Origin of the sequence: Sphingobacterium sp. PCS056 (assembly GCF_023273895.1) — a bacterium.
Lineage (GTDB): Bacteria > Bacteroidota > Bacteroidia > Sphingobacteriales > Sphingobacteriaceae > Sphingobacterium.
On sequence record NZ_CP096883.1, the window covers coordinates 1254166 to 1266184 of the forward strand.

The 12019-nt window shown below is 37.2% G+C and carries 10 protein-coding genes and 1 tRNA gene; 10 read left to right on the forward strand and 1 reads right to left on the reverse strand.

The genetic code is table 11. From position 1 onward, the window contains the following. The first annotated feature begins 25 nt into the window (after positions 1 to 25). From MUB18_RS05355 to MUB18_RS05400, 10 genes are all read left to right on the forward strand, one after another. A complete protein-coding gene (locus MUB18_RS05355) occupies positions 26 to 1039 on the forward strand; it encodes a 2Fe-2S iron-sulfur cluster-binding protein (RefSeq protein ID WP_045753754.1) in 1014 nt (337 codons plus the stop codon). Position 1040: 1 nt separating this feature from the next. Further along, positions 1041 to 2081 (forward strand): NADH-quinone oxidoreductase subunit NuoH, encoded by a 1041-nt coding sequence (gene nuoH, locus MUB18_RS05360; protein WP_248755175.1) that lies wholly within the window; start codon positions 1041 to 1043, stop codon positions 2079 to 2081. Positions 2082 to 2093: 12 nt separating this feature from the next. Continuing rightward, entirely contained in the window at positions 2094 to 2606 is a 513-nt protein-coding gene (locus MUB18_RS05365; protein WP_045753752.1) for a NuoI/complex I 23 kDa subunit family protein, read from the forward strand. A 10-nt stretch (positions 2607 to 2616) separates the two neighbouring features. Then, positions 2617 to 3114, forward strand: a complete 498-nt coding sequence (locus MUB18_RS05370; protein WP_094771699.1) for an NADH-quinone oxidoreductase subunit J — start codon at positions 2617 to 2619, stop codon at positions 3112 to 3114. After that, a complete protein-coding gene (nuoK, locus tag MUB18_RS05375; RefSeq protein WP_045753750.1) occupies positions 3114 to 3443 on the forward strand; it encodes an NADH-quinone oxidoreductase subunit NuoK in 330 nt (109 codons plus the stop codon). The genes MUB18_RS05370 and nuoK overlap by 1 nt, the downstream gene beginning before the upstream one ends. A gap of 32 nt (positions 3444 to 3475) precedes the next feature. Further along, positions 3476 to 5395, forward strand: coding sequence for an NADH-quinone oxidoreductase subunit L (gene nuoL / locus MUB18_RS05380; protein ID WP_248755176.1), 1920 nt, complete (start codon positions 3476 to 3478; stop codon positions 5393 to 5395). A gap of 25 nt (positions 5396 to 5420) precedes the next feature. Next, entirely contained in the window at positions 5421 to 6866 is a 1446-nt protein-coding gene (locus MUB18_RS05385) for a NuoM family protein (protein WP_248755177.1), read from the forward strand. A 36-nt stretch (positions 6867 to 6902) separates the two neighbouring features. Continuing rightward, on the forward strand, positions 6903 to 8282 hold the full coding sequence (locus MUB18_RS05390) for an NADH-quinone oxidoreductase subunit N (RefSeq protein WP_248755178.1): 1380 nt from the start codon (positions 6903 to 6905) through the stop codon (positions 8280 to 8282). 128 nt (positions 8283 to 8410) lie between these two features. Further along, on the forward strand, positions 8411 to 10948 hold the full coding sequence (locus tag MUB18_RS05395) for a DUF5686 family protein (protein ID WP_248755179.1): 2538 nt from the start codon (positions 8411 to 8413) through the stop codon (positions 10946 to 10948). Between the two features lie 4 nt (positions 10949 to 10952). After that, complete coding sequence (locus MUB18_RS05400) at positions 10953 to 11726, forward strand: enoyl-CoA hydratase/isomerase family protein (protein WP_248755180.1); 774 nt, start codon at positions 10953 to 10955, stop codon at positions 11724 to 11726. A gap of 88 nt (positions 11727 to 11814) precedes the next feature. On the opposite strand, the gene MUB18_RS05405 is transcribed toward MUB18_RS05400, so the two are convergent. Then, a tRNA-Glu gene (locus tag MUB18_RS05405) sits at positions 11815 to 11886 on the reverse strand. Positions 11887 to 12019 lie beyond the last annotated feature (133 nt).

Here is a 12019-nt window from a genome sequence, read left to right on the forward strand (position 1 = left end):
TTAGATTGATAAACGAGATACGAAGATGGCAGAAGAGGTAAAATTGAAAGTTATTATAGATGGTATTCCTGTAGAAGTAACACCAGGCACTACGATTTTGAACGCGGCACGTCAGATCGGTGGAGATATTGTTCCTCCAGCGATGTGTTACTATTCCAAATTGGAGGGCACTGGGGGTAAATGCCGTACCTGTCTGGTTAAGGTATCAAAAGGATCGGAAAAAGATCCTCGTCCGATGCCCAAGCTGGTTGCTTCATGTCGAACAACGGTTATGGATGGTATGGAAGTTGAAAATATCACTTCACCTGATGTTGTCGAGGCACGTAAAGCTATCGTCGAAATGTTACTTATAAATCATCCATTGGACTGCCCTATTTGTGATCAGGCTGGAGAGTGTAAATTGCAAGATTTGGGTTTTGAGCATGGTTCTGCGCAGACACGCTATGAGTTTGATCGCCGTACATTTGAACGTATTGACATTGGAGAGAAAATACAATTGCATATGAATCGATGCATTTTATGCTATCGCTGTGTATTTGTTGCGGATCAGATCACAGATAAACGTGTCCATGGTATTATAGGACGTGGAGACCATGCCGAGATTTCGACTTATATCCAAAATGTCGTTGAAAATGACTTTTCAGGAAATGTCATTGATGTATGTCCGGTAGGTGCTTTGACAGATCGAACTTTCCGATTTAAGAACCGTGTTTGGTTTACAAAGCCTGTCGATGCGCATCGTGATTGTCCCACTTGCTCAGGTAAGGTGACTTTATGGTATAAAGGGGCTGATGTCATACGTGTGACCGCAAGGAAAGATGAATTTGGTGAAGTAGAAGAATTTATCTGTAATACCTGTCGCTATGATAAAAAAGAAACTCGCGATTGGAAATTAGAGGAACCAACGCCAATTAGCGATCAATCTGTGATTGCTTCTAATCATTACACGCGTTTTAATCCACCAGCAGTTATTGAAAATGATCCTGTACTACAGGAACAAAATTTAGAACAACTGGCTAGAACTGAAAAATTGAAATAATATGGAGTGGTCATTTGTCATCGAAAAATTTGCCCTTGTCACAATTGTATTTGTTGTCACACTTGTGATCGCGATGTACTCGACATTGGCGGAGCGTAAGATTGCTGGATTTATGCAGGATCGTTACGGTCCAGACCGAGCAGGAATTTTTGGCTTATTGCAACCATTCTGTGATGGTGGGAAATTCTTTTTTAAAGAAGAAATCATTCCTGCCGGAGCACATAAGGCTTTATTTATCATCGGTCCCACTATTGCTATCATTACAGCATGCATCAGTTCTGCTGTTATTCCATGGGGCCAATCGTTAACGATCGGTGATCGTGTAATTTCACTACAAGTTGCGGATGTGAATGTCGGTATTCTTTATATGTTTGGTGTCATTGCATTGGGGGTATATGGTATTATGTTAGGGGGTTGGGCATCGAACAATAAATTTTCTCTGATGGGGGCTATTCGAGCTGCTTCACAGAGTATCAGTTATGAGATTGCGATGGGATTATCCATTATTGCTTTATTGATGATTACAGGATCACTATCCCTAAAAGAGATCGTTGCAGGCCAATCGGGATTTGTTAATTGGAATATTTGGTCTCAACCGTTAGGCTTTATCATTTTTATGGTTTGTGCTTTTGCGGAGTGTAACCGTGTTCCATTTGATTTGCCAGAATGTGAGACCGAATTGGTCGGAGGTTATCATACAGAATACTCTTCGATGAAATTGGGACTCTATATGTTCTCTGAATATATCAATATGTTTGTTTCCTCGGCATTAATGGCTTCTCTTTATTTCGGAGGGTATAATTTCCCTTTTATGAATGACTTAGGTCTTTCGGAGAATTGGATAACGATTCTAGGCGTATTGGCGTTCTTTATTAAAATATTTGCTTTTATCTTTTTCTTTATGTGGGTGCGATGGACTTTACCAAGATTCCGTTATGACCAATTAATGAATCTGGGATGGAAGATGTTAATCCCTTTAGCCATAGCAAATATCGTTTTAACAGGAATTATTACATTGATTAAGGATACATATTTTTCATAGAAAGGATCAGTTATGCAACCACTAAGTAATAGGAAAAAAGTTTTAGAACAGAAACCGATGAATTTTATGGAAAGGATTTATTTCCCAGCCATTGTAAAAGGTTTGTCCATTACGTTAAGACATTTTTTTAAAAAAATACCTACGATTAAATATCCCGAGCAACAACGACCTTTTTCTAAAAATTTTAGGGGACAACACTCTTTAAAACGAGATGAAGAAGGGCGTGAGCGTTGTACAGCTTGTGGATTATGCGCCTTGTCATGCCCAGCAGAGGCGATCACGATGATTGCTGCTGAGCGAAAAAATGATGAAAAGCATTTATACCGAGAAGAGAAATATGCCGCAGTATATGAAATCAATATGCTCCGTTGTATTTTCTGTGGTCTTTGCGAAGAAGCATGTCCTAAAGAAGCCATTTATTTGGATGGACCACATGTGACCGCCGATTATTTACGTAAAGATTTCATTTATGGAAAAGATAAGTTGGTAGAACCAAAATTTGATATTACAAAGTTGAATAGTTAATCAAAGACTTATGACCGTTTTTTATTTAGTTGCTTTCCTTTCTATTTTTTTCGCGCTGATGACCATCTTCACGAAAAACCCGGTGCATAGTGTTCTGTATCTCGTAATTACGTTTTTTACATTTACCATTCACTATATTTTATTAAATGCACAGTTTTTGGCTGTGGTGAATTTCATTGTATATATGGGTGCAATTATGGTGCTCTTTTTATTTGTACTGATGTTGTTGAATCTCAATAAAGATACAGAGCCTATGAAATCCAATCTAGTAAAAATGATGGGTGTGATTGCAGGTTGCTGTTTGGTAGTTGTTCTTTTTGGTGCATTTCGAGTTTTTGACTTGTCAAATCCTTTGATTGTAAAAGATCCTGATATCGGTTTAGTGAAAAATTTGGGAAAAGTGTTATTTAAAGAGTTCCTGCTTCCGTTTGAATTGTCTTCGATTCTATTGTTAACGGCTATGATTGGGGCAGTTTTATTGGCGAAAAAAGAAACAAGGAAAGTATAATGGAAGCAGCAATTCAACAATTACAAGGTGTTCCAATCAATCATTATTTGATTTTTTGCAGTATAATTTTCGTCATTGGTGTTATCGGTGTTCTTATTCGTCGCAATGTCATCATTATGATGATGTCGATTGAATTGATGTTGAACGCCGTTAATCTTTTATTAGCCGCATTTTCAGTACAACATGGTGATGCGTCGGGCCAAGTATTTGTATTCTTTATCATGGCGCTGGCAGCAGCAGAGGTTGCAGTCGGTTTAGCGATTATTATTATGGTATATCGAAATACGAAGTCAGTAGACATTGAGTCTTTACATAAACTTCGTTGGTAATTTAGAGCATTAAAAAAAGAAAGATAATAGCTATGCGTGATTTAATTTGGTTAATTCCTTTATTGCCCTTGATTGGATTTCTGATTAATGGGTTAGGACGACAGGTACTTTCAAAAGGTTTGGTAGGTTTTATCGGTAGTGCTACCGTATTTGTTTCCTTTCTATTGAGTTGTACCCTATTTGCATCTATTTATGAGGACCGTATAAATGGTGAAAGTGGAATTATACTGCATCATATTTTTGATTGGATCAAGATTGGGAATTTAGATATTTCTCTTTCTTTTCTGGTCGATCCTTTAAGTGCAATTATGTTACTCGTTGTAACGGGTATAGGATTTTTAATACATATCTACTCGATTGGATATATGCATCAGGATGCTGGCTTTGCCAAATATTTTGCCTATCTGAATTTGTTTATCTTTTTTATGCTGCTGCTCGTGATGGGCTCGAATTACTTGGTCATGTTTATTGGCTGGGAAGGGGTAGGACTATGTTCCTATTTATTGATTGGCTTTTGGTATAAAAATAGTGATTATGGCGCAGCAGCCAAAAAGGCTTTTGTTATGAATCGCATTGGTGATTTGGGTTTTCTCTTGGCTGTTTTCTTTATATTTAATGCATTTGGTTCTTTAGAATTTGCAACGGTTTTTCAATCTGCAAAAAACTATCCTGTAGGGGATATGACCTTATTAACGATTACACTTTTATTATTTGTTGCAGCGACGGGTAAGTCTGCTCAGATCCCTTTATTTACCTGGCTACCGGACGCTATGGCTGGACCGACACCTGTATCAGCTCTAATACACGCTGCTACCATGGTGACCGCTGGGATATATATGATCGCCCGTTCTAATATTATGTTTGTTCTTTCTCCTCTTACGCTTCAGGTCATTGCAATAGTAGGTGTCTGCACTGCACTTTTTGCAGCAGCAGTTGCACTAACACAAAATGATATCAAGAAAGTATTGGCCTATTCGACCGTGTCGCAGCTAGGTTATATGTTCTTAGGCTTAGGAGTAGGTGCATTTACTGGAGCTTTCTTTCATGTATTGACCCACGCATTCTTTAAAGCTTTATTATTTTTAGGTGCAGGATCAGTTATTCACGGGATGAGCAATGAGCAAGATATGCGTAAGATGGGCGGTTTAAAAAAAGCGTTGCCTGTCACCTATATCACGATGTTGATTGGTACTATTGCCATTTCGGGGATTCCTCCCTTTTCCGGTTTCTTCTCTAAAGACGAAATTTTAGCTCATGCTTTTGCTGCTAACCCAGTTTTTTGGATTTTGGGATTTGCCGGAGCTTTGATGACTGCTTTTTATATGTTCAGATTGATTTATCTCACGTTTTTCGGAACTTTTAGGGGTACGGAAGAGCAACAGCATCACCTACATGAGTCTCCCAAATCGATGACTTTTCCCTTAATTATTTTGGCGGTATTATCTATTTTCGGAGGCCTATTAAATCTTCCTGAAGTATTAGGAGGAAATGCATGGTTGGCTAATTTCTTATCACCGGTATTTGCAGATGGTGCTCGTCTACAACATACGCATACCATTGAGCATAGTACGGAATATATGTTAATGGGCGTATCTATTGTAGGAGTCTTGGTCATGGCCTTTGTTGCCTACAATAAATATGTCAAGCAAGGGGTTGTTCCGCAGCATGATCAAGTGGCGAGGACTGGTCTTGCAAAGCTTTCTTATCATAAATTTTATGTCGATGAAATCTACGATCAATTAATTGTGAAACCGATTAATTGGTTATCTGTATTTTTTGCCCATGTTGTAGATGCCTCAGGTATTGATGGATTAGTTAATGCAATTGGTAAATCAACATTTATGACAGGAAAGGGAGTACGTCTTTTACAAAGTGGAAATGTTGGTTTCTATCTTTTACTAATGGTAGTTGGGGCAATTGCCATTTTTATATACGGTTTGTTGAGTTTTTAACATTGTAATAGCTATTTGATAATCAATGGATAACCTATTTTTACTTATTTTAACCCCTACTATTGGCGCCATTTTTTTACTTTTTGTATGTCAACATACACTAGCGAAAAAGGGAGCGTTGATTTTGTCTCTGATCACGTTGGGTCTGACTATTCCTTTTATTTGTCAATTCAATGCTTCAGGGGACTTTAATTATGAACAATCCTATCCATGGATCGCTGCTCTTGGCGTAAATTTTCATATTGGTATTGACGGTATTAGTTTACCCTTATTGGTTTTAACAAATGTTTTAGTGCCACTGATCGTGCTCACTACTTTCAAAAAATCTTTTAAAGGAAATTTTTATGCATTGATGTTTTTCATGCAAAGTGGTTTGATGCTCGTTTTTGCCGCAATGGATGCTTTTACATTTTATGTGGGGTGGGAAGCAGCCTTAATTCCAATTTATTTTATATGTGCATTGTGGGGTGATGGAGATCGAATTCGAGTTAATTTAAAGTTCTTTGTCTACACGTTTTTTGGTAGTTTATTGATGTTGGTTGCCATATTATATCTACACCAACAGGTTGCTGCTCATGATTTTGAATGGCATTCTTTTGTATCACTCGATTTGGATGCTTCTACACAACGTTGGATATTTTGGGCATTCTTTATTGCTTTTGCTATTAAAATACCCATTTTTCCTTTTCATACTTGGCAACCCAATACGTATACTCATGCTCCTGCTGCAGGCACGATGCTATTAGCGGGGATTATGTTGAAAATGGGTGTTTACGGTTTGTTGCGTTGGTTATTGCCCGTGGTTCCGGAAGCTGTTGCCAGCTATGGTCAACTTGCTATGGGTTTATGCATTTTTGCTGTTGTATATGCTTCCATCATTGCTATCCAGCAACAGGATGCTAAGCGACTGATCGCGTATTCGTCTATTGCTCACGTCGGATTAATTAGTGCAGGTGTGTTTACCTGGAATTTAACGGGTATGAGTGGTGCTATGATGCAGATGGTTAATCATGGGATATCTGTTGTTGGTTTATTTTTCGTACTTGATATCATTCAAGATCGAACCGGTTCAAGAGATTTAAGAGATTTAGGCGGTATTGCAAAGCAAGCTCCACGATTGGCTATTGTGTTTTTAATCATTGTAATGGGCGCAATTGGCTTACCATTAACAAATGGTTTTATCGGTGAGTTTTTACTCTTAAAAGGGATTTATGACTATGGCATGTGGTACGCAGTTTTTGGAGGGCTAACATTGATTTTGGGAGCTGTCTATATGTTACGCTTATATCAAAAAACAATGCTCGGAACAACATCTGAACGGACAGCTACTTTTGCAGATATTTCTGGTGTTGAGTTATATACATTAATCATCATTTCAGGATTGATTATTTATTTGGGAATTTTTCCCAATAGCTTATTGCATATTTCTTCAGAGTCATTGGCTGTATTAACGACCTTCCTCGGAAGATAATTTTAGACTTAAACTTTACGAATAATAGATTCGATTATGGGGGCGATTATTACATTATCAATATTAGCATTATTGGTACTTTACTTAGGATTATTTAAAGCAAATAAATCATTATTACCGGTATCCTTAGTTGGACTCCTTGTCGTCATCGGTCTATTGATCAATGACTGGAAAGGAGTAGCTATACCTTTATATAACGGCATGGTCTTATTTGATCATTATGCGGTAGCATTCTCCATACTTTGTACCGTGATTACGCTCCTGGTTTTTATACTATCTAAAGGGTATTTCACGTCTTCCAGTGATCATGTGGCAGAATATTATACCTTATTATTATTCTCCTTAACTGGAGCAGTGTTGGTCAATAGTTTCCACAATTTGGCACTATTGTTTTTAGGAATAGAGATTATGTCTGTTGCCTTATATATTTTGGTAGGGATAAGAAAAAAGGATCCTGCTTCCAATGAGGCAGCCATTAAGTATTTCATTATGGGGGCGTTTTCTACCGGATTTTTGCTCTTCGGTATCACCTTATTATATGGCGCTTCAGGATCCTTTGATCTTGCCATGATTAAAGGTTATGTCACCAGTCATCCTAATGAGATCTCTCCACTTTTTTACAGCGGTATATTATTGATGATTATCGGTCTGATTTTCAAAGTCGGTGCCGCACCTTTTCATTTCTGGACTGCAGATGTTTATGATGGAGCTCCGATCTTGATTACCAGCTTTATGAGTACTGTTGTTAAGATTGCATCTTTTGCCGGATTGCTTCGTTTGTTTACTTTCTCACTTTTACCTTTACAGGATTTTTGGATACCAATCTTTTTGGGAATCGCTATAATCACGTTATTTATAGGTAATCTGTCAGCATTAATGCAATCGTCATTTAAAAGAATGTTGGTGTATTCCAGTATATCACATGCAGGGTATATGCTGTTTGCTATTATTGGTGTAGGAATAAACTCTGCCAATTCTATTTTTGTGTACGGAGCTTCCTATTCTTTAGCTACTCTAACTGCTTTTGCCGGATTGATTTTAGTGAAACGCGCTATGGGTTCAGATCATTTCGAGTCCTTCAATGGGTTAGCAAAAAAGAACCCCTATTTAGCAGCTATCCTGACTATAGCTATGCTATCGTTAGCAGGTATTCCACTTACAGCAGGCTTTATTGGAAAATTTATGATGTTCAGCGCTGTAATGGCTGATTATCATATTCTGTTATTGATTTTAGCGGTTTTGAATGCGGCAGTTGCGGTTTACTACTATTTAAAGGTGGTGGTAGCGATGTATTTTAGAGGTGGTGAAGGAAAGCATATTCCAATAAATATGAATTATGTTTTGCTCTTTATTGTGACCACCGTATTAACGATTTTAATCGGTGTCTACCCTAATTGTTTTATGGAGTTAATTTAGATGGTATAATATTTGTGAATATTGCGTGCATAGTTTATATAAGCTATGCATTTTTTATTTTTATTTCATGCTCTATAATTTATAGACAAATTGTATATTGTCAGTAGAATAAGTAATTGCAGATATTCATGATGTTTTTAATACCGATTATAACTACAATAAAAAGACTTTTTATTATTGCTGTTGTGCTGGGTATTTTGACAAGCCTAGGATTCGCACAACGAAATATTAAAGGTCGTGTCATCGATGGTAAAACTGGAAAAGGGATCCCTTTAGCTAGTATTTCTTGGAGTGGTCATCATGGTGGTACTTCTGCTGATACCCTCGGTAATTTTAATATTACCCTGCGGGATGAATTTGATCAAATTGCCTTTCGGGCAGTTGGTTATGAACTTAAGTTAATTGATCTTAATGTGGTTCAAGACTCTATTTTGAATATTTTTTTATTTGGTAAAGAAAATAAGATCGGAGAAGTAGTGGTCCACGCTAAAGGTCGTAAATATAAGGATCCTGCTTTGGCATTAATCGAAAATGTCATTGCTCATAAAGACGCAAATCATATCTCCAGATTAAACCACATTCAATACGAGGAGTATGAGAAATCACAATTCGGGACTGTAGATTTAAAAGCTAGAGTAGATAAGCTCCCTCGTAAGTTGCGGTTTTTGTTTGAGAATAAAGATACAATCAGTATACCAGGGAGTTCTATTTTACCTTTTTTCTTAGAAGAGAATGTTTCAGAAGTATATTCTACTTTTAAACCTTCTAGAAGGAAAAAAATCATTATAGGTCATAAAGTAACGGAATTAAATAAGCGTTATATCAATAATGCCAATATCCAAAGTTATTTTCAAGATCAATTTCGAAACATCGACATTTATGAGAACAACATTCAGTTGATCAGTAAATCTTTTCTCAGTCCAATAGCAGGAAATGCTCCATCATTTTACAAGTATTCCATTAAGGATACTTTAGTTCATAATGGTCTCAAGTATATTGAATTGTATTTTGAAGCCAAGTCAAAAATGGATGTATTATTTAAAGGATCTATTTGGATTTCTGATGATGATCGATATGCTGTTTATTATGCGGATATGGAACTTGGTGAAGAGGCAAATATCAATTGGGTAAATTCCATCAATATCGGTTTAGAGTTTGAAAGGCATTCTGCTGGTCAAATGATCCCTAAGCGATCTAATCTTCAGATTTTATTTGGAACGAGTAAAGCAAATGCGTTGTATGGAAAGAAAGAAACTTACTACTCAAAATATAAAGATGATCCGATCAGTGATGAAATTTTCTCCGGTATTCCTATTGAGAAACGGTATGTAGATCAAAAAGATACTGTTCAATGGGATCGTGTTCGTGTAGTGCCTTTGACACAGACAGAAGCAAATACCTATACCAATATTGATTCGCTATCCGAGATGAAATCTGTCAATCGATTGATAGCGATAGGTTATTTCCTCGTGCGAAGTTATTATAATGTTGGTAAATTTGAATTTGGCCCATTAGAGTATACTTATAGCTTTAATGAAATCGAGGGAAGTAGAATACGGTTAGGTGGAAGGACTACAGAGTTACTGTCCAATAAATTCTTTTTCGAGGGGTATACTGCTTATGGCACCAAGGATCATAAGCTGAAATATTATTTGAATGTGGCGCATACATTAAACGGTCAGTCTATTGTACAGTTTCCTGCGCATTATCTTTCAGCGACTGTTCAGCATGACGTTATGGAACCTGGTCGTGGTCTTAGCTATTTGAAAGGAGATGGGTTTTTCCAGTCTTTTAGAAGAAATAAACCGACTAAATGGTTGTGGAATGATATTTATAGATTAGAACATTTGATCGAATTTGGCAATCATTTTAGTGTCAAGTCGACCTTGACTCGTCACGAACGTAAAGCAGCTGGTGATTTGTCTTTTGTTACTTCAAACGCATCGCCAGATACTATTCCCGGTATTAATACCAATGACGTGCAGGTTACTTTGCGATGGGCTCCTGGAGAGCAGTTCTATTATCGTAATTTAGTAAGAACACAAATCCGTAATAAATTTCCGATTTTGACATTGCAGTACAATAAAGGTTTAGATGGATTCTGGAATGCAAATCAACGCTATGATGCCTTGCGATTTAAAATTTTCAAAAAGGTCTTCCTGTCTCCTGCTGGAACTGCAGATATGGAGCTGAGCGCTGGAAAGATATGGGGGTCATTATATTACCCGCTATTGGAAATGCCGGATATTCAGGCGGATAAATCAGGGCCATTACAAAATTTTGATTTGATATCAAATATGGAGTTTGTTGCAGATCGTTTCGTTAAGTTTGCATATTATCACCATTGGGATGGTTACATTTTCAATCGAATCCCTTTATTACAACGCTTAAAATGGCGTGAGGTAACAGGATTTAAGTTTTATTATGGAAAATTGAGCGATCGTAATAATCCCAATATAAATAAAGATCTCATCCAGTTTGATCGCGATGATCAAGGTATTTACAAGACACAAGTGATGGGCAATCAACCCTACATGGAAGGAATCGTAGGGATTGATAATATTTTTAAAATATTGAGAGTCGAATATAAAAGGAGGTTAACCTATTTGAATTTACCTCATGTATCTCGTGATACGTATGGCGTTTCACTTCATTTAAATTTTTAAATTTATGGAATATCAAAATCTGTTATATCAAGTTGATAGGCATATTGCTCTTATTACGATCAATAGAGCTTCTGCATTGAATGCTCTCAATCATCAAACACTAGATGATCTGGAAGCTGCTCTCATCTCTGCTCAAGGGAATATAGAGGTTAAAGGAATCATCATTACTGGCGCAGGTGAAAAAGCATTTGTTGCAGGTGCCGATATTAAAGAATTTGTTGATCTTGGTCAAGCAGCGGCCCATTCTCTTTCTAAAAAGGGGCACTATATTTTTACAGAACTGATCGAAAAATCTAAGAAACCTGTTATCGCTGCAGTAAACGGTTTTGCTTTAGGAGGTGGTTTAGAACTAGCGATGGCTTGTCATATGCGTTTTGCTTCGGATAACGCAAAATTAGGGCTTCCGGAGGTTTCTTTAGGTCTTCTCCCAGGATACGGTGGTACTCAAAGATTAACCCAATTAGTCGGGCGTGGACGGGCGTTGCAGCTGATACTTACAGCAGACATGATCAGTGCTGATGATGGATTTAGAATGGGATTGATCAATGAGGTCGTACCCCCCGAGAGTTTAATGGAACGGGTGATTCAAGTCTTGTTCCGGATTTTCTCTAGATCAGCAACGGCTGTTGCTGCCGCTATTGATGCGGTCAATGCATGTGATGATCAAGCTAAAGATGGATATCAAGTCGAAATAGACCATTTTTCAAATCTGTTTTTAACGGATGATTTTAAAGAAGGAGTGGATGCATTTTTGGCAAAGAGAAAACCTAATTTTTAATATTGCGTTTAACTTGCTAATTCGTGTTTATGAAATAAAGAAGATATGATTTAAAATAAAAAAGCGACTCTATTGAGAGTCGCTTTTGTAGCCCGTAGGGGAATCGAACCCCTGTTTCTAGAATGAAAATCTAACGTCCTAACCCCTAGACGAACGGGCCATTTTGTTTATTAATGTGATGCAAAGATAAGCGCATTTTTTACTCTTCCAAAATAAATGTCACACCTTTTTCGTAACTGTTTGAATCTGAATAAAATTATTTTTTTTTCTCTTACGTTTTGAATACAAAATTG

What these genes read in the sequence shown, in the direction of transcription:
- MUB18_RS05400 (WP_248755180.1), top strand. Translation starts at nt 10,953, where the DNA reads ATGGAATATCAAAATCTGTTATATCAAGTTGATAGGCATATTGCTCTT.
- nuoH (WP_248755175.1), top strand. Translation starts at nt 1,041, where the DNA reads ATGGAGTGGTCATTTGTCATCGAAAAATTTGCCCTTGTCACAATTGTA.
- MUB18_RS05355 (WP_045753754.1), top strand. Translation starts at nt 26, where the DNA reads ATGGCAGAAGAGGTAAAATTGAAAGTTATTATAGATGGTATTCCTGTA.
- MUB18_RS05365 (WP_045753752.1), top strand. Translation starts at nt 2,094, where the DNA reads ATGCAACCACTAAGTAATAGGAAAAAAGTTTTAGAACAGAAACCGATG.
- MUB18_RS05370 (WP_094771699.1), top strand. Translation starts at nt 2,617, where the DNA reads ATGACCGTTTTTTATTTAGTTGCTTTCCTTTCTATTTTTTTCGCGCTG.
- nuoL (WP_248755176.1), top strand. Translation starts at nt 3,476, where the DNA reads ATGCGTGATTTAATTTGGTTAATTCCTTTATTGCCCTTGATTGGATTT.
- nuoK (WP_045753750.1), top strand. Translation starts at nt 3,114, where the DNA reads ATGGAAGCAGCAATTCAACAATTACAAGGTGTTCCAATCAATCATTAT.
- MUB18_RS05390 (WP_248755178.1), top strand. Translation starts at nt 6,903, where the DNA reads ATGGGGGCGATTATTACATTATCAATATTAGCATTATTGGTACTTTAC.
- MUB18_RS05385 (WP_248755177.1), top strand. Translation starts at nt 5,421, where the DNA reads ATGGATAACCTATTTTTACTTATTTTAACCCCTACTATTGGCGCCATT.
- MUB18_RS05395 (WP_248755179.1), top strand. Translation starts at nt 8,411, where the DNA reads ATGATGTTTTTAATACCGATTATAACTACAATAAAAAGACTTTTTATT.